Below are 17,576 nucleotides of genomic sequence, written 5' to 3'. Positions count from 1 at the left end.
GAACCTCCTAGTTAGTCTTCCGCAATCCAACTACGCAGTAACTTCGCAAAATCGTCTGGCTTATCTTTTGCCATTTTTTCAAGCTGCTTACGACGCATTGTAGCTTCCGTTTCAATTTCTTCATTAATATCTTCAATCATTAGTTCTTCTTGTTCATCTAGGATACTAAGTTCTTCTTCTTCCTGCGCACGTTTACGTGAACGGATAATGAAGAATGCAAGCAATAATATTACAGCTAGTAAAATGCCGCCGATTACCCAAACCCACCATGGAATAACAGATTTTTCGCTAGCTGTCTCTGTTGCTTTACCATTTAAAGGATGCACTGAAACAGCTACTTTTTCATCGATTTGATCTTGAGTAAGTTCTGCTGCTACATCTTTAGAAATCGTCGTACGAACAATAGTACTTAAAATTTTCTGGATATCCTCACGAACCCCATCTGGTAACGTTCCTGCGTCAGTTGCTGTTGGCGGTTCAACGATTACTTGGATACCCATATCCTGAATTTTATATGGTGCCTCTTGGATTTCTTTACGTATACGATTTACTTCATTATTAATTGTTTCTTCAGTACGTTCGGATTCTCCATTACCATTTACACCTTCGTTATAAGTTGTGAAGTTATCTGTCGTCGTTTCAGCTTCAGGTGTACCAGTAGCTGCAGCCCCTCCAGAATATTGCTCTGTAATACGTTGAGCACTAATTTCTATTCCCGCCATATTCTCTTCGTCAACCGGCGTAACTAGTTTTTCTTCACGATTTTCTTTTTTGAAATCAATGTCTGTTGTCACAGAAACTACTACTTTGTCTTGTCCCATAAGCGTACCTAGCATACTTTGAACTTGTCGCTGTAGGTCACGCTCAACCAATTTCTTCGCTTGTAACTGACCTTCAGCTGTTGCTGTTGAAATGCCATCAGTAGTAGCAGCATGCAGATCAAAGAATTCAGAAAACTGGTTAGAAATAACAATATTATCCGTGTTTAAATTTGGAACACTTTTTGCTACTAAATTGTACATAGTGGCAATTTGTTGCTCTGTAAATTTATAGCCAGGATCAGTATTCAAAACAATAGATGCTGTCGCTTCTTCTTTAACATCCTTTAAGAAAACTCCCTCTTCTGGAACGTTGATCATTACCTTTGCATCTTTTACACCATCTAGATTTTTAATGAGCTTTGCAATTTCTGTTTCAGTCGCTGCTTTTTTTAATAGATTAAACTCATTATCTGTCATACCAAACCCAGAACTATTGGCAAAAGAGTAATCAATCGATCCTGATTGCGGATATCCTTGTGAAGCCAACTGCACTAACAATGAGTCTACTTGATCTTCAGGTACTAAAATCGATGTCCCTCCTGGTGCAATTTCATATTTTACACCTTGGGAGTCCAACGTTTCCTTCACTTGACCGATTTCTCTTGTCGATAAATCTTTATAAAGTGGTACATATGTAATTTTTGTAGCAAAAAGTGTAATAACGGTAGCAAGTACTATAACCCCTACTACTGAACCAAGCATTACAAATTTTTGTTTTTTACTACGACTTGTCCAAAATTGGCTGGTGTCGTTTTTTATTTTCGTCAATCGTTCATTCATTATGAATCCTCCGGTTATAGTGAATAACCTATCCATCTAATAATTCGCGAAAACAGTGATATCCCATAACATTCAATCATTATCATCACCATAACGGGTTGATTTCTGTTTCGACTAGGCTTTTTCCTGGGAGCATCCGATAGCCACTTGGGGCCATCTGGATGTTGGTCACGAAGATATTATTACAGGACGTAATGCTTTTAACCTTCATTTCTCTATCGTCTCGCTACTGGGTATTATCTGTAACATGACCCCTAAGGAGTCACCTAGCCTATACATCAATCGTTCATTAAAAAAGTATAAATTATGGGATATATTCTTTATTGCAATAGTGAATGTATCACTAGTTCAAATAAAGTTAGACACTCATTCGCATTATTTCTTGGTAAGCTTCAATCACCTTATTGCGAACTTCAATTGTTGCATTTAATGTAATGCTCGCCTTTTGTGATGCAATCATCACGTCGTGCAACTCTACATCTCCACCATTAATTAACTTTTGAGTAAGTTTGTCAGAAGTAATTTGTTGATCATTAACTTTCGATATTGCTTCTTTTAACGAGTTCGCAAAGCTCTGTTGTGCTTCATAAGGTGTCGTGTTAAGTTTATTTGTTTCATTTACAACCTGCATAGGTGTCATTTGTGAAACGGACGAAATTGTCATTATGTATCTTCCTTTCTACTTATTTATTTTCCAAGCTCTAAAGCCTTTGTCAGCATTGATTTATTTGCATTCAATACAGTTACGTTTGCCTCGTAGGAACGAGTGGCTGACATTAAATCTACCATTTCTTTTAACGGATCTACATTTGGCATATTTACATAACCATCTGCATTTGCATCTGGATGAGTTGGATCATACACAAGTTTGAAAGGTGTTTCTGTATCTTCTTTTATTTGTGTAACTTTTACGCCGTTGCCAACGCTACTTTTTGCGTTTTTACCAAGTGCGACATTAAAGAACTTTGAAAACTGTCCCTCTTGCGCTGTAAATGTCACAGACTTCCGGCGATATGGTTCCCACTGCCCATTCACTTGTTTAGCACGCATTGTATCCATGTTTGCCATATTTGAAGAAATGACATCCATTCGTAAACGCTGTGCTGTTAAAGCTGAGGCAGTGGTATTCATTCCATGAAAAATAGACATCTATTACCTACCTCCTTTAATAACAGTATTTAATGTGTTTAACTTACCGTTCATACGTTCAATTAATGCGTTGTAATAAATTTGATTTTCCGCAAGCTTCGCCTGTTCAGCATCCATATCCACGGCATTACCGTTATTTCGATAACGTAAGCCATTAATATTATTCACACCAGGCGTAGATTGTCGAATCTCGAAATCATAATGTCTACTATCAGTACGATATGCCGAAATTGACATTTGTTGTTCTTTCTCCAATATATCTTTAAAACTTACACTTTTCGCCTTATAGTTCGGCGTATCGACATTCGCAATGTTATTAGCGATTGTTTTATGATTCAAAGTTGCATAGGAAAGTCCGTTTTCCAGGCTACTAATAGTTCCTCCAAACAAATCCAAAACATTCACCTCATTTATGTACTTCTTATTTTATCCAATAATACAATTGTAATTAAGATGATACGTAGTGTCTATTGTCTTTTGTCATTTTTTAGTAGTATATATGCCCTATTTTTATTCACAAATAACCAGGACAATACTTCTGTATCCCTTGTGCCGCATGGCTTCGAGCAACCAAACTCACTTCTAGTCATTTTACACTATTTCGATAGTGTTTACGGTTTTGGGATTGGTTTTTTTCCTTTTATTAACAAAACAACAGTAGACACAGTGTCTAAATTAGAGTTCCTTTTTACTACTTATAGTTGAGCTTAAAATATAGCAAAAAATTCTGAATAGCGATTCTAGACTGTCTTATAAGTAACAATAGGAGTATCTGTTTTTTTGATTTATGCAATAAGTAATGTGTATTCTAAAAATCTAATCTAGGGAGAAAGCAATAATAATAGCGTCTATGATGGTTGAAATCTTACCTACAGGAGATGAAGAAAAAGAATAAAACATAGATGATTCTCCCCACTATTTAGTACTATATCATAGTTTGACATAATTAGATGCAATGTCAATCAGCTGAAAATTTTGTCGAATTTTCATCGAATTATGAAAAAGTTCAAAAAGGCAGCCGAAACATAAATATTCCAGCTGCCTACATGTTACCTATGAAATTCCTCTAAGCACTCCTTTCCATTTTCGTGACATCCACCGGAGGCTTTGGGCCAACGTGATGTTGGTCACTCAGTCATTGCCACAGGACGTGGCGTTCTTAAACTGAGTTCCTCTATTTCAGTGGATGTTTGGACAGCCGCTGAAAGAAGTTAAAAAGGCATCTGGAACAAAATTATTCCAGATGCCTTACACCGTTCCAAAAAGGACGTTTTATATTATTTCATTTTAATTTCAGCTAATGCATTTAAGAATTTATCGTTTAGCACTTTAATGTAAGTACCTTTCATACCTAGAGAGCGAGATTCGATTACACCTGCAGATTCTAGTTTACGTAATGCGTTTACGATTACTGAACGTGTAATGCCAACTCGGTCTGCAATTTTAGAAGCAACAAGTAAGCCTTCATGTCCGTCAAGCTCTTCAAAGATATGTTCAATAGCCTCTAACTCACTGTATGAAAGAGAGTTAATTGCCATTTGTACAACTGCTTTGCTACGGGCTTCCTCTTCAATTTCCTCAGATTTCTCACGTAAAATTTCCATACCAACTACTGTTGCACCATACTCAGCTAAAATTAAATCATCATCCTCGAATTGTGAAGATAAACGAGCAAGAATTAATGTACCTAAACGCTCACCACCACCAACAATCGGTACAATCGTTGTTAATGCATTTTGGAATAACTCTTTGTTTTCAACTGGGAAAGCAGTATGTTCGTCATGAATATCTAAGTTTGAAGATGTTTCAGAAATTGTAAACAAGCTATGTGTATATTCTTCTGGGAATTGACGCTCTTCGAACATCTTTTTCATACGTTCATTTTCAATTTGTTGGTGAATTGAAATGCCTAAAAGTTTCCCTTTACGGCTTACAATATAGACATTACTGTCTATAATATCTCCTAATGTATCTGCCATTTCTTTAAAGTTTACTGGCTTACCAGCAGATGCTTGAAGCATCGAGTTAATTTTACGTGTTTTTTCTAATAAATTCATTATATGTTCCTCCTATAAATAATCCGAAGAGTATTTACTTAATATTCTAAAGTTTTTTACAACTGAATGAAACTATTCAGCCTTATCTTACAATATAAACTGTGACAAATCTTTGTTTTTTACTATACCCGCAAGCTTTTGATCTACATATGCAGCATTGATCGGAATATTTGCAGGTGCAATTTCTGCAGCTTCAAACGATAATTCTTCCAATAAACGTTCTAAAATTGTGTGCAAACGACGAGCTCCAATATTATCAGTCTCCTGATTAACCTCGGTTGCAATTTCTGCAATTCGCTCAATCGCGTCTTCTGTAAAGTTTATTTCAACGCCTTCTGTTTCTAATAATGCCTTGTATTGCAAAATAAGTGATTGATCTGGCTCTTTCAAAATACGTACAAAATCTTGTTTCGTTAATTTTTCAAGCTCTACTCGAATCGGGAATCGACCTTGCAATTCAGGAATTAAATCTGACGGCTTTGACATATGAAATGCTCCAGCAGCAACGAAAAGCATAAAGTCTGTTTTTACAGCACCGTACTTCGTCGTTACAGTAGAGCCTTCAACGATTGGCAAAATATCGCGTTGTACACCCTCACGTGATACATTCGCAGAAGAGTTACCTTCCTTACTAGCGATTTTATCAATTTCATCAATAAAAATAATGCCTGACTGTTCAGCTCTTGTAATGGCTTCCTGTGCAACTTCATCTGCATCTATGAGCTTATTCGCTTCCTCGATTGTTAAAATACGGCGCGCGTCTTTCACTTGTACACGGCGTTTCTTCTGCTTTTTAGGCATCAAACTAGATAGCATATCCTGCATGCCACTGTTTGAAGACATATCCATGCCCGTTCCTTGTAACGCATCAAAAATAGAAGAATTTTGTTCCGTTACTTCAACTGTAATCCATTCATTTTCTAATTTACCATTACGTAAATCGATAGCGATTTGCGCACGTTTGGAGCGTACTTCAGTTTCTTCAGAGGAATCGTCATTGGCTTGCTGTTCTTTCCCACCAAATAACATTTCAAATGGATTTTGCATGGACTGTTTTTTTCGTAAAGAAGGAACCAATAACTTAACGATAGCTTCGTTTGCTAATTCTTCTGCTTGGTCCTTCACAGACTCCATCATTTCTTCTTTTACAAGACGATGAGAAGCTTCTACTACATCACGTACCATTGATTCTACGTCGCGTCCAACATACCCTACTTCTGTAAACTTCGTTGCTTCTACTTTCACAAATGGTGCATTTGTTAGCTTTGCAATTCTTCGAGCAATTTCTGTTTTTCCGACACCTGTTGGTCCAATCATCAAAATATTTTTCGGAATTACTTCAGCCTTCATCTCATCACTTAACAGCGAACGACGATATCGATTACGTAGCGCAATAGCTACCGCTCGTTTCGCTTCATTTTGTCCAACGATATAACGATCCAAATGCTCAGTAATTTGTCTTGGCGTTAAATTATTTTTTGTCATTAGATAAGCGCCTCCACGATAATATTATGATTCGTAAACACACAGATTTCAGCAGCGGTTTCTAACGCTGCCTCTGCAATTTCACGAGCAGACATTGTATCACCCGCATATTTTTTCAGAGCACGACCTGCTGATAATGCATAATTACCCCCAGAACCAATTGCCAAAACTCCATCATCCGGTTCAATCACTTCTCCAGTACCTGAAACAAGAAGGAGTGTACTTTTATCCATTACAAGTAGCATGGCCTCTAATTGACGTAGCATTTTATCACCGCGCCATTGCTTTGCAACTTCTACCGCTGCACGTTGTAAGTTACCATTGTATTCATTTAACTTTCCTTCAAACATTTCAAAAAGTGTAAAAGCATCGGCAACCGATCCTGCAAATCCAGCAAGCACCTGCCCATTAAACAGACGTCTGACCTTCCTTGCTGTACCCTTCATTACAACCGCATTCCCCAGGGTTACTTGACCATCACCTGCCATAGCGCAACCTCCATTATGATGAACTGCAAATATCGTTGTCGCATGAATTTGTCCCATTTGCCTTCCTCCTTAGCTTATTATGCCCTTGGATGAGCATTCATATATGTTTGACGAAGATGCTCTTTTGTTACATGTGTGTAAACTTGTGTAGAAGTTAAATGAGCGTGGCCTAATAACTCCTGCACCGTACGTAAATCTGCGCCATTATTCAATAAATGTGTAGCAAAAGTATGGCGAAGCATATGTGGATATATTTTCGTATGGAGCGAGGCCTTGTCAATCATTTCAGTTAAAATATGACGTACACCTCGAGGAGTAAGTTCCCCACCGCGCATGTTGACAAACAATTGCTGATGACTTGTGTTTTTCATCAATCGTGGACGAGCTTGCTCTATGTAATCCTGCATAGCTAAACTCGCAAATTGCCCGAATGGAATAATACGTTCTTTTCGCCCTTTTCCCATTACCCTAATAATTGAATAATGGAAATCAACATCTTCTACTTGAATTGAGGTAAGCTCACTTACACGAATACCTGTCGCATATAACAGCTCTAATATAGCCGTATTTCTTAATGATTTCAAATCATCGCCAACATTCGCATCAAATAGCTGCTTCAATTCTTCTTCGTAGAAAAAACTTGGTAAGCGCGATTCTTTTTTGGGGTGATAAAGTGATCGAAATGCCCCATCATCTAATCCGTACTGTCTATTTAGAAAGCGAAAGAAAGAGCGTATTGAGGAGATTTTCCTTGATACAGATGACCTTGCTCTCTTTTCATCGTACAACTTTGTTACATAAAGACGTGCATGTATATACTCAACACTAGCTAAATCATTTACACCTTCCGCTTGCAAAAACGCTAAAAAATCTAGTAGGTCTGATTCATATTCTCGCACTGTATGAACAGAGAAGTTTTTTTCAATTTGAATATAAAGCATAAACTGCTCAAGTGCATCTTGGGACGAAACTAACATTAAAAGATTCACCACCAAATGATAATTAATTACCTTCTCAAATTACGGTTGATGAGCCAAAATTACTTACACTTGCCAATAAAAGGATGTGCAATTTCGTTTATCCTCTTTAGTGTGTCACTTTGGGTATCGTTAATGTAGATAAACATACATACTGACACTATACCTATCTTCATCATATAGCAAGTGTAAATGTTTATATTTTGAGAAAATCTCCATACAAAATAATAAAATACGTGTAAATTAGCATTTTGCCTACAAAAAAGAAAAAGCCTCTAAGAGTATATCAACTTTTAGAGGCTTTTTGCAATCAAATTGTTTGTGAATTCACAAAATTACGAATTGTACTTATTGCGCGTGTAGCATGCATCTCTGCACGCTCTGGTTTCGAACGACGTCCTGGTGGTAGTTCAGGGAAAATTCCGAAGTTAACGTTCATTGGCTGGAAGTTTTTCGATTGTGCTTCTGTTATATAACGCGCCATACTTCCTAAAGCCGTTTCGAATGGGAAGATAAGTTGTTCTTGTCCTAATGCTAATCGAGCCGCATTAATACCAGCAATTAATCCGCTACCAGCTGATTCAACATATCCTTCGACACCTGTCATTTGACCAGCAAAGAAAATATTTTTTTGCTCGCGAAGCTGATAAGTTTTCTCTAGAACCTTCGGCGAATTAATGAACGTGTTTCTATGCATTACTCCATAACGAACGATTTCAACATTCTCTAATCCCGGAATTAATTGCAATACTTCTTTCTGTGGTCCCCATTTTAAATGTGTTTGGAAGCCAACGATATTGTAAAGAGTTCCTGCTGCATCATCTTGTCGTAATTGGACAACAGCATAAGGTCGTTTTCCTGTTTTTGGATCCTCTAGACCTACTGGCTTCATCGGTCCAAATAACATTGTTTTCTCCCCGCGAGCAGCCATTACTTCGATTGGCATACAACCTTCAAAGTAAATTTCCTTTTCAAATTCTTTTAATGGCACAACCTCTGCTTCGATTAACGCTTGACGGAAACGATCAAATTCTTCCTTTGTCATAGGACAGTTTAAATAAGCTGCTTCCCCTTTATCGTAACGAGATTTTAAATAAACCTTTTCCATATCGATGCTATCTTTTTCAATAATTGGTGCTGCTGCATCATAGAAATATAGATAATCTAAACCTGTTAAGCCTTGAATTTTTTCAGCTAAAGCTTTCGATGTTAGTGGACCTGTGGCAATAACCGTAATACCTTCTGGAACTTCAGTGACTTCTTCATGAATTACTTCCACAAGAGGATGATTTTTCACTGAGTCTGTCACATAGCCCGCAAACTCATGACGATCCACTGCTAATGCACCGCCTGCTGGTACTGAACATGCATCTGCTGCCTTCATAATAACAGAATCTAAAATACGCATTTCTTCTTTAATCACGCCTACGGCATTTGTTAATCCATTTGCACGTAGTGAGTTCGAACAAACAAGCTCTGCAAATTTATCAGTATGGTGAGCTGGTGTTTGCTTTACTGGGCGCATTTCATAAAGTCTAACTTTCACACCACGTTGAGCAATTTGCCAAGCAGCCTCACTGCCTGCAAGACCTGCGCCTATTACATTTACTACTTGTTCAGTCATGTTCTTACCATCTTTCTATCATTGAGTAGGTGTCTCTTCATAGTCACATTTCGTACACTGAATTTGCACACCTTTTTTAATTTTTTTCTCTACTAATAATGCACTACATTTCGGACATGGTCGACTAATTGGCTTATCCCAAGAAACAAATTCACACTCAGGATACTGATTGCAACCATAGAATAAACGCTTTGTTTTACTCTTTCGTTCTACAATTTCGCCTGTTTCACAGGAAGGACATTTTACGCCAATAGGTTTCATAATAGCTTTTGTATTACGGCAATCTGGGAAGTTTGAACAAGCCATAAATTTCCCATATCGTCCAAGCTTAAAGACCATTGGAGATCCACAAAGCTCACAATCCTCGCCAGCCGGTTCATCTTTTATAACGACCTTTTCCATAGCCTCATCTGCATATTTTACATGGACCTCAAAATCCTTATAAAACTCATGTACAACTTCTTTCCACTGACGATCGCCTTCTTCAATATCATCCAAATCTTGCTCCATTTGTGCTGTGAATTCGATATTTATGATATCAGGGAAAAACTCAAGTACGAGTTGGTGCACGATTTCTCCTAGCTCTGTCGGCATAAATCGCTTTGCATCTAATACGACATAGCCACGGCGCTGAATTGTATCGAGGGTCGGTGCATATGTGGACGGGCGCCCTATACCTAACTCTTCCATTGTTTTCACAAGACGCGCCTCTGAATAACGTGGTGGTGGCTGTGTAAAATGTTGCTTTGGCTCAATTTCAAGAGATTTTACTTGATCGCCAACTTCCATTTCAGGTAGAAGCTTGGTTGTTTCTTCTGTTTGATCATCTGTACCCTCAATATATAGCTTCATAAAGCCCGCAAATTTAACTTGTGAGCCGTTTGCACGGAATAAAACATCACCATTTTGTAGATCAACAGCAACTGTATCAAGTACGGCCGGCGCCATCTGACTAGCGATAAAGCGCTCCCAAATTAAACGATATAAACGCAATTGGTCGCGACTAAGCACTGCTTTTAATTCATCTGGAGTTCGCATCGTACTAGTTGGACGAATGGCCTCATGGGCGTCTTGTGCGTTCGATGCTTTTTTAGCCTGCTTCGTCTCTGTGGAGATGAATTCTTTGCCGTATTTGGATTCAATATAGGCAATTACCTCTGTTTTTGCTGTATCCGAAATACGTGTAGAATCGGTACGCATATACGTGATTAAACCGACTGTTCCCTCTTTTTTACCAATATCAATACCTTCATATAATTGTTGCGCAAGCATCATCGTTTTCTTAGCACGGAAATTTAACTTACGTGCGGCCTCTTGCTGTAAAGAAGATGTTGTAAAAGCAGGTGCTGCATTTCGTTTACGTTCTTTTTTGGATACATTGACTACTTCAAAACTTGTACCTTTAACATTTTTTAAAATAGATTTTACTTGTTCTTCATTTGTTAATTTAATTTTTTCTTTGCCATCACCATAATAAAGTGCATCGAACGTTTTCTTACCTTTTTCAAATGAACCTTCAATTGTCCAATATTCTTCCGGTTGGAAGTTTTTAATTTCATTTTCACGATCAATAATCATGCGTAGTGCTACAGATTGTACCCGTCCTGCTGATAATCCCTTTTTAACCTTTTTCCAAAGAATCGGACTAATGTTATAACCAACAAGTCTGTCCAATATACGACGTGTTTGCTGTGCATCTACTAAATCCATATTAATTGGACGTGGATTTTTAAAAGATTCTAAAATCGCATCTTTTGTAATTTCATTAAAAACGACACGACAATCTGAATGAATATCAATATTTAACGCAGTCGCAAGGTGCCAAGCAATCGCTTCTCCCTCGCGGTCTGGATCGGCTGCTAGAAAGACTTTCTTCACTTTTTTAGCCGCAGACTTTAAGTCCTGTAAAACAGGCCCTTTACCACGAATCGTAATATATTTAGGTTCATAATTATTTTCAGGACTAACACCCATTTGGCTACGTGGTAGATCACGAACATGCCCGATAGACGCCTTTACTTTATATTTTTTCCCTAAATATCGTTCAATTGTTTTTGCTTTTGCTGGTGATTCTACAATCACTAAATAATCCGCCATCTATGTCTCCCCCTTAGCGAGGTCTATTGCTAATTTTTTAAGTTACCTGTTGCAAAATGTATAACAGATTTTAAGATAATGCAACTTTTTTTCAATTTTTGTTAGAAAAGAGCGCAAGTGTTTCAACGATTTCGTGACCATTGCACACTGGAATAGCTCCTTCTAATAGTAGTTTATTTGTGCCTTTTGATTGCTCCGCATTAATTGGACCCGGTACAACAAATACATCTTTTCCTTGTTCTAATGCATATTCTGTTGTAATAAGTGTTCCACTTCTTAATGCTGCTTCGGTTACAACTAAAGCTTTGGACAACCCGCTAATTATTCGGTTACGCATAGGAAAATGCCATTTCTCAGGCTTCATATACGGAGGATACTCTGTGACAAGTAACTGATGCTCCGCCATATGCCCAGCAAGAGACTGGTTTTCCTTAGGGTATATATAATTAAACCCGTGTCCAAGCACTGCAATTGTTGAACCTCCAACTTTTATAGTTGTCTCATGAGCTATTGTATCCGCCCCTCTTGCAAGCCCGCTTACAACAGTATATCCGTCTTCAACAAGAGGCGGAACAATTAGGTCCATCGCAGTTTTTGTATAAGCTGTAGCCTTTCTAGAGCCTATAATAGCTACTTGTTTGTCGTTCGTTAATAGAGAATACCGACCTTTCACATACAATACAGTAGGTGGACTGGATATTTCAAATAATTGCGCCGGGTAAAAAGGATGATGAAAAGGTATAGGGGAAATATCGGCCCGTTCATAAGCTTTTTCAAACGACAATGTCATATTTTGTCGAAAACTACGAGATATTTCTAATGCTTTGTGTGATGATATTTGCAGTGCTTTTGCAATCTCGTAGGGGGGCACTTCTTCAAAATAACTCAGTATATCCACCGGGGATAATAATTGCTGAAGTTTTTGAAGTGGTAATGGGTATATATAATGTAAAGCTAGTAATCTCTGTGTATCGACTGAAAAAATCATTTAAAAACCTCCTTTTATATAGAAGAAATTAAATGACCGCATTTTTAATGACACAGCTTTTTTTAGGAAAGGTCCTTTTAAAAGTAAGTAGGAGTTAGAAATTTTATCTTTTGACACAATTCCATTAATAGTAAAGCCATGTCTAAATCAATTATGCCTCGGCATAATTGCGTCTGGAATCTGCTTTGTGCTTGCACAAAGAACTCCTTTCTGATTCCATGACATCCGCCGGAGGCTTTAACTTCTTTCAGTGGGTGTCCAAACACCCACTGAAAGAAGTTAAAGAAAAAGATGTAGCCACAATGTGCTACATCTTCCATTTTAATGGGTTTTACACTTTTCGTATAGCCCTTTTTCTTTAATTACTTTAATAAGTGTGTCACCAATGACAGATGGCGTTTCTGCTACTTCAATACCAGCAGCATTCATTACCTTAATTTTCTCTGCCGCTGTTCCTTTACCACCTGAGATAATAGCACCAGCGTGACCCATACGTTTTCCTGGAGGCGCTGTTTGTCCACCGATAAAGCCAACGACAGGTTTCGTCATATTCTCTTTAATCCACTCAGCCGCTTCTTCTTCAGCAGTACCTCCTATTTCCCCAATCATCACAACTGCATATGTTTCTGGATCGTTGTTGAACGCTTCCAAAACATCGATAAAGTTTGTACCATTGACAGGGTCTCCACCGATACCTACAGCTGTAGTTTGACCAATACCAGCTTGTGTTAATTGGTGTACGGCTTCGTATGTTAACGTACCAGAGCGAGAAACAACTCCTACATGCCCTTTCGTATGGATATAACCTGGCATAATACCAATCTTACATTCATCTGCCGTAATAACACCTGGACAGTTTGGACCTACTAGACGTGTCTTTTTACCTTCCATATAACGTTTAACCTTAACCATATCAAGGACAGGAATATGTTCAGTAATACAGATTGTTAATTCTAATTCAGCATCAACAGCCTCTAAAATAGCATCTGCCGCAAATGGAGCAGGTACATAAATAACTGAAGTTGTTGCGCCTGTTGCAGCTACAGCTTCCACTACAGTGTTAAATACAGGCACTCCTTCGATTTCAAGACCACCTTTACCTGGTGTTACACCAGCTACAATTTTAGTACCATACTCAAGCATTTGCTTCGTATGGAAAAGTGCTGTTTCGCCCGTAATCCCTTGTACAATTACCTTCGTATCTTTATCAATAAATACAGCCATTGTTCTCCCTGCCTTCCTTAGCCTACTAGTCCCACAATTTTTTGTGCACCGTCAGCCATTGAATCTGCTGCAACGATGTTTAAACCAGATGCATTTAAAATCTCTTTTCCTAGTTCTACATTTGTACCTTCTAAACGTACAACTAACGGCACAGCTAAGCCAATTTCTTTGGCAGCTGTTACAACACCCTCAGCAATAATGTTACATTTCATAATTCCGCCAAAAATGTTTACGAAAATGCCTTTTACATGTGGATCAGAAAGGATAATTTTGAAAGCTTCTGTTACTTTTTCAGCCGTTGCACCGCCACCTACATCTAGGAAGTTAGCGGGGCTTCCGCCATAATAGCTAATTGTGTCCATTGTAGCCATAGCAAGACCAGCTCCATTAACCATACAGCCAATGTTACCATCTAGTGAAATATAGCTAAGATCATATTTTGATGCTTCGATTTCCTTTGGATCTTCTTCATCAAAATCACGTAATTCGACAATATCTTTATGACGATACAACGCATTTGCATCGAAATTAAATTTAGCATCTAATGCCAAAACTTCACCTTGTCCAGTTACAACAAGTGGATTTATTTCTACAATAGAAGCATCCTTGTCGATAAATGCTTGATACAAGCCTAGCATTAATTTAACAGCTTTCCCTACTAGGTTAGCTGGAATATTCATATTAAACGCCATACGACGTGCTTGGAAACCTGTTAACCCAATAACAGGATCCACAACTTCTTTGAAGATTTTTTCTGGATGTGATTCCGCTACTTCCTCAATATCCATGCCGCCCTCTTCAGACCCCATCATTGTTACACGGGATGTTGCGCGGTCTAATACTAAACTTAAATAGTATTCTTTTTGAATATCAGAACCCTCTTCAATATATAAGCGTTTTATTTCTTTTCCCTCAGGACCTGTTTGATGAGTAACTAAAATTTTACCTAGTAATTCTTTTGCATATGTACGCACCTCGTCAAGGTTTTTAGCGATTTTTACGCCACCCGCTTTACCGCGTCCACCTGCATGAATTTGCGCCTTAACTACTGTCACGTTAGAGCCAAGTTCCTTCGCTACTTTCACTGCTTCATCAGGGGAAAAAGCAACTTTTCCGTTTGGTACAGCTACACCATATTTTCTAAGAATCTCTTTCCCTTGATATTCATGGATATTCATAATACATCCTCCCATCAAACATTTGCATAAAATTGTTTTACTAACATAATCTATTCTAACTAAAGATTCTGATAAAGTCTACACTTTGTCTTTTATTCATTTTTTATCTTTTAATATGACATTTTCTTCTGTTTCGTGTACTAAAACAGAGTTTTACGAAAATCAGAATTCTTTGTTTTTTCTGTATTTTTGCGCATGTTGTTGATCTAATCGATATATAAATGCAAATACCTCAGCGACAGCTTCGTACAATTCTTCTGGAATTGACTCATTTAAATCTAATTGTCCAAGTAATTGAACAAGGTTAGGATCCTCATAAATCGGGACATCGTGCTCATTCGCGCGTGCTAATATATTTTCTGCTATTTTCCCTTTTCCTTTTGCTACGACTGTTGGACTATCAAAACGTCCTAACTTATACGTGAGAGCGATAGCCTCTTTTCGAGTAAATTTTTCTTCACTCATATGCGAAAATCCACCCCACTATGTTCCTCCTGCTGTTCTACTACAGGTTTTTTTTCAGGTTGGACTTTTTCAAATTGCTTAATAAAAACACCTGAAAGTTGATACTCTTTTTCAGCTAGTCCTATTTTTAATGCTGCTTTTAGTGGTTCTGCAAGCGGAATAATATCATTATTTTCATTAAATACTGTCACAGAAACTACACGATTTTGAACCTGCATATCAATAACCGTCTCTTTCATAGATTCCATTTGTAAATAAAATAATATACGCGCATAATTGGCATCAATTTTACCATCTTCCTTCATGCGTCCATTCCACTGTAATGTTGCATCCATTTTCTTGCCGAAGAATTCCAATGGTACTTGCATAATAAGCTGATGCTGATGGCCATTCTCCCCTGATGCTAGCTGCATGCCGTTCATACGTGCCATTAACATTTCGGCAGCTTCCTTCAGCTGAGGAGTAACGTGTGTTTCCTGCAATAATGTATGTAGCTGCGGTTTTAACTGATGTGCAATCTGCTGTAAATCTGCTGACTTATTACTAAGTGTCGCTTCATAGCTAACTCCTAGATTTTTTAATACCGTTTTAAGTGCATGTTCCATTGCTTTACTGTCCATAGAATTTTGTACATGAGCATCTGCTTGCGTAACAATCTGCTGAATCATTGATTGCGGGGATTCAACACTATTTTTCATAAGACTTCGCATGAATGCTTCGTTTTGTAGCGGAGAAGTTGCTTCATGCTTTAACAGGGATAATAAATGGTCCTTCACTGAAAGAGCATTGGCGTCTTTTGTAAACAAACGCTCCGTAGAATTTTCTGCAAACGCTTTTATAAGTTGTTCTTGCATCTGTTTTGCAAAAATCTCTAGAGTTTGTTTAGTTGCTGGTAGCTGATTAAATCGATCGATAAGTTGATTTAATGACTGCTTTTGTCCATCGGTTAACAAACTTTGATTTGCTGTCCATGATTTAAGCTGGTCAACAAGATGATTTATATTGTCAGATTTTGTCGTTATAATGGTTTGAATAACTTCTCCAGCCTGTTGAAGCTGATTTGGCTGGATAGACTTTACATCGCTAAGGCTTGACCAGTTTTGCAAGTTCGCCTGCTGAGGAAGTATCCCTGCCTCCTTTAAAATATTCATGGCTTGAATCTTGTCACTCATAGAAGCCGCATTATTCGTTAATATTTGTATGGACTTGGCAAGTACTAAACTACCTGTTTCTACTTCAAAAGGCTTTGCAATTGCCTGTACCTGTTGCATTAGATTTTGCTTAAGGTTTTCTGGTAAAGCTATATCCTTCGTTAAAAGTTGCGTAAAGTTTTCCATTACGGAAATCATGCCATTAGTTTTTTGTCCACTCATAAGAGCTTGAAAAACATCATTTGTCATCGGCATTTTAAGCTCCACCATTTTTTGAATGGCTTGCAGGGCATCCATTTTAGTAATGCCTTCTGGTAATGCCTTTAACCACATTTCCGCCTGCATCAGCTGCTCTTTTGAAATCGGTAGCTGCGCTTTCATAAAATGAGCTAAAAGCTGCTGCATTTCAGTTGTTTTTGGCAAATTCATTGATTCAAGTAACTGATTAATTTGTTGACTTTGGGAAGCCGTTTGCGCCATGGGACCCGTAACAACTTTTAGTTCTGTTTGTGGGCTTGTACCAGTTACTTGAAAGAAATGGGCATCGCCTGCCTTTAGTGGAACTTCGAGTTTAGCAATAAACTTCTGATGACCAACTTGTATTTCCGCCATTTGATCTGGATATAATTGTTTGATTGTTCCTTGAAATACTTGTCCTTGTTTTAAAGTAAGTGGTTGATTAGCTGAGGTTAAAGCAGTTTGTTGCATTTGAATCGGATTAAAAGATGCGGCTGTCATATACGTACCCCTTTCATCAATTACTCCTTGGCGTAATTGGCTTCATTTTTTTAACGTGGGGTTGATTTCCGCTCCGACTGGGCGCTTTGTTGTTGCTGTCGCTTCGCTTTCGCACAGAACAAAGCTTCCTGGGGGCGTCCGATGAACCGCTTCACTCGCGTTGCTCGCTCCAGGGTCTCGGCCAACACGAAGTTGGTCACGAAGGCGTTATCACAGGACGTGATGCTTTTAGCCTTCGTTCCTCTATTGCTGATCCCCAAGGAGTCGCCCAGTCTCCGCTCCAATCAACTTATCCACATGATAAACGTTTTAACAAATGTCATTTCTAACTTTTGCTGATGTGCCTTTTATTTT

The 17,576-nt window shown here is 38.1% G+C and carries 15 protein-coding genes; all 15 read right to left on the bottom strand.

Annotated elements, in window-relative coordinates; translation table 11 throughout:
• Positions 1-11: 11 nt before the first annotated feature.
• The 15 genes from fliF to ACQKOF_RS00975 all read right to left on the bottom strand — a co-directional run bounded on the left by fliF (position 12) and on the right by ACQKOF_RS00975 (position 17,222).
• Positions 12-1,601 carry a flagellar basal-body MS-ring/collar protein FliF gene (fliF, locus tag ACQKOF_RS01045; RefSeq protein WP_427552828.1) on the bottom strand — a complete coding sequence of 530 codons (1,590 nt, stop codon included), beginning with the start codon at positions 1,599-1,601 and terminating at the stop codon, positions 12-14.
• Positions 1,602-1,959: 358 nt separating this feature from the next.
• Entirely contained in the window at positions 1,960-2,265 is a 306-nt protein-coding gene (gene fliE, locus ACQKOF_RS01040; RefSeq protein ID WP_427552825.1) for a flagellar hook-basal body complex protein FliE, read from the bottom strand.
• 23 nt (positions 2,266-2,288) lie between these two features.
• Positions 2,289-2,750, bottom strand: a complete 462-nt coding sequence (gene flgC, locus ACQKOF_RS01035; RefSeq protein ID WP_427552822.1) for a flagellar basal body rod protein FlgC — start codon at positions 2,748-2,750, stop codon at positions 2,289-2,291.
• Positions 2,751-2,753: 3 nt separating this feature from the next.
• The gene (gene flgB / locus ACQKOF_RS01030; RefSeq protein WP_427552819.1) at positions 2,754-3,146 is read right to left on the bottom strand and encodes a flagellar basal body rod protein FlgB; all 393 of its coding nucleotides are present in this window, start codon (positions 3,144-3,146) and stop codon (positions 2,754-2,756) included.
• Positions 3,147-4,027: 881 nt separating this feature from the next.
• On the bottom strand, positions 4,028-4,807 hold the full coding sequence (codY, locus tag ACQKOF_RS01025; protein WP_370042872.1) for a GTP-sensing pleiotropic transcriptional regulator CodY: 780 nt from the start codon (positions 4,805-4,807) through the stop codon (positions 4,028-4,030).
• An 87-nt stretch (positions 4,808-4,894) separates the two neighbouring features.
• Entirely contained in the window at positions 4,895-6,292 is a 1,398-nt protein-coding gene (gene hslU, locus ACQKOF_RS01020) for an ATP-dependent protease ATPase subunit HslU (protein ID WP_427552816.1), read from the bottom strand.
• Positions 6,292-6,837 (bottom strand): ATP-dependent protease subunit HslV, encoded by a 546-nt coding sequence (gene hslV / locus ACQKOF_RS01015; protein ID WP_053483307.1) that lies wholly within the window; start codon positions 6,835-6,837, stop codon positions 6,292-6,294. The genes hslU and hslV overlap by 1 nt, the downstream gene beginning before the upstream one ends.
• A 20-nt stretch (positions 6,838-6,857) precedes the next feature.
• Positions 6,858-7,757, bottom strand: coding sequence for a tyrosine recombinase XerC (xerC, locus tag ACQKOF_RS01010; protein WP_400721059.1), 900 nt, complete (start codon positions 7,755-7,757; stop codon positions 6,858-6,860).
• Positions 7,758-8,067: 310 nt separating this feature from the next.
• Entirely contained in the window at positions 8,068-9,381 is a 1,314-nt protein-coding gene (gene trmFO / locus ACQKOF_RS01005) for an FADH(2)-oxidizing methylenetetrahydrofolate--tRNA-(uracil(54)-C(5))-methyltransferase TrmFO (protein WP_427552812.1), read from the bottom strand.
• Between the two features lie 18 nt (positions 9,382-9,399).
• On the bottom strand, positions 9,400-11,478 hold the full coding sequence (gene topA / locus ACQKOF_RS01000) for a type I DNA topoisomerase (protein ID WP_427552810.1): 2,079 nt from the start codon (positions 11,476-11,478) through the stop codon (positions 9,400-9,402).
• Positions 11,479-11,569: 91 nt separating this feature from the next.
• Entirely contained in the window at positions 11,570-12,466 is an 897-nt protein-coding gene (gene dprA / locus ACQKOF_RS00995) for a DNA-processing protein DprA (RefSeq protein ID WP_427552808.1), read from the bottom strand.
• 321 nt (positions 12,467-12,787) lie between these two features.
• Positions 12,788-13,690, bottom strand: coding sequence for a succinate--CoA ligase subunit alpha (gene sucD, locus ACQKOF_RS00990; RefSeq protein ID WP_427552805.1), 903 nt, complete (start codon positions 13,688-13,690; stop codon positions 12,788-12,790).
• Between the two features lie 17 nt (positions 13,691-13,707).
• The gene (gene sucC, locus ACQKOF_RS00985; protein ID WP_427552803.1) at positions 13,708-14,868 is read right to left on the bottom strand and encodes an ADP-forming succinate--CoA ligase subunit beta; all 1,161 of its coding nucleotides are present in this window, start codon (positions 14,866-14,868) and stop codon (positions 13,708-13,710) included.
• A 162-nt stretch (positions 14,869-15,030) separates the two neighbouring features.
• Complete coding sequence (locus ACQKOF_RS00980; protein WP_053594193.1) at positions 15,031-15,333, bottom strand: EscU/YscU/HrcU family type III secretion system export apparatus switch protein; 303 nt, start codon at positions 15,331-15,333, stop codon at positions 15,031-15,033.
• Positions 15,330-17,222, bottom strand: a complete 1,893-nt coding sequence (locus tag ACQKOF_RS00975; RefSeq protein ID WP_427552801.1) for a hypothetical protein — start codon at positions 17,220-17,222, stop codon at positions 15,330-15,332. The genes ACQKOF_RS00980 and ACQKOF_RS00975 overlap by 4 nt, the downstream gene beginning before the upstream one ends.
• Between the last annotated feature and the right edge of the window lie 354 nt (positions 17,223-17,576).

The sequence above is a fragment of the Lysinibacillus sp. NPDC093190 genome, assembly GCF_050280425.1.
In the GTDB taxonomy this organism is placed as follows: Bacteria; Bacillota; Bacilli; order Bacillales_A; family Planococcaceae; genus Lysinibacillus.
Note: the sequence above shows the minus strand (reverse complement) of the source record. Positions and strands in the feature narration are given on the sequence as shown.

What these genes read in the sequence shown, in the direction of transcription:
- fliE (WP_427552825.1), bottom strand. Translation starts at nt 2,265, where the DNA reads ATGACAATTTCGTCCGTTTCACAAATGACACCTATGCAGGTTGTAAAT.
- flgC (WP_427552822.1), bottom strand. Translation starts at nt 2,750, where the DNA reads ATGTCTATTTTTCATGGAATGAATACCACTGCCTCAGCTTTAACAGCA.
- sucC (WP_427552803.1), bottom strand. Translation starts at nt 14,868, where the DNA reads ATGAATATCCATGAATATCAAGGGAAAGAGATTCTTAGAAAATATGGT.
- trmFO (WP_427552812.1), bottom strand. Translation starts at nt 9,381, where the DNA reads ATGACTGAACAAGTAGTAAATGTAATAGGCGCAGGTCTTGCAGGCAGT.
- ACQKOF_RS00980 (WP_053594193.1), bottom strand. Translation starts at nt 15,333, where the DNA reads ATGAGTGAAGAAAAATTTACTCGAAAAGAGGCTATCGCTCTCACGTAT.
- topA (WP_427552810.1), bottom strand. Translation starts at nt 11,478, where the DNA reads ATGGCGGATTATTTAGTGATTGTAGAATCACCAGCAAAAGCAAAAACA.
- codY (WP_370042872.1), bottom strand. Translation starts at nt 4,807, where the DNA reads ATGAATTTATTAGAAAAAACACGTAAAATTAACTCGATGCTTCAAGCA.
- xerC (WP_400721059.1), bottom strand. Translation starts at nt 7,757, where the DNA reads ATGTTAGTTTCGTCCCAAGATGCACTTGAGCAGTTTATGCTTTATATT.
- sucD (WP_427552805.1), bottom strand. Translation starts at nt 13,690, where the DNA reads ATGGCTGTATTTATTGATAAAGATACGAAGGTAATTGTACAAGGGATT.
- hslV (WP_053483307.1), bottom strand. Translation starts at nt 6,837, where the DNA reads ATGGGACAAATTCATGCGACAACGATATTTGCAGTTCATCATAATGGA.
- hslU (WP_427552816.1), bottom strand. Translation starts at nt 6,292, where the DNA reads ATGACAAAAAATAATTTAACGCCAAGACAAATTACTGAGCATTTGGAT.
- dprA (WP_427552808.1), bottom strand. Translation starts at nt 12,466, where the DNA reads ATGATTTTTTCAGTCGATACACAGAGATTACTAGCTTTACATTATATA.
- fliF (WP_427552828.1), bottom strand. Translation starts at nt 1,601, where the DNA reads ATGAATGAACGATTGACGAAAATAAAAAACGACACCAGCCAATTTTGG.
- ACQKOF_RS00975 (WP_427552801.1), bottom strand. Translation starts at nt 17,222, where the DNA reads ATGACAGCCGCATCTTTTAATCCGATTCAAATGCAACAAACTGCTTTA.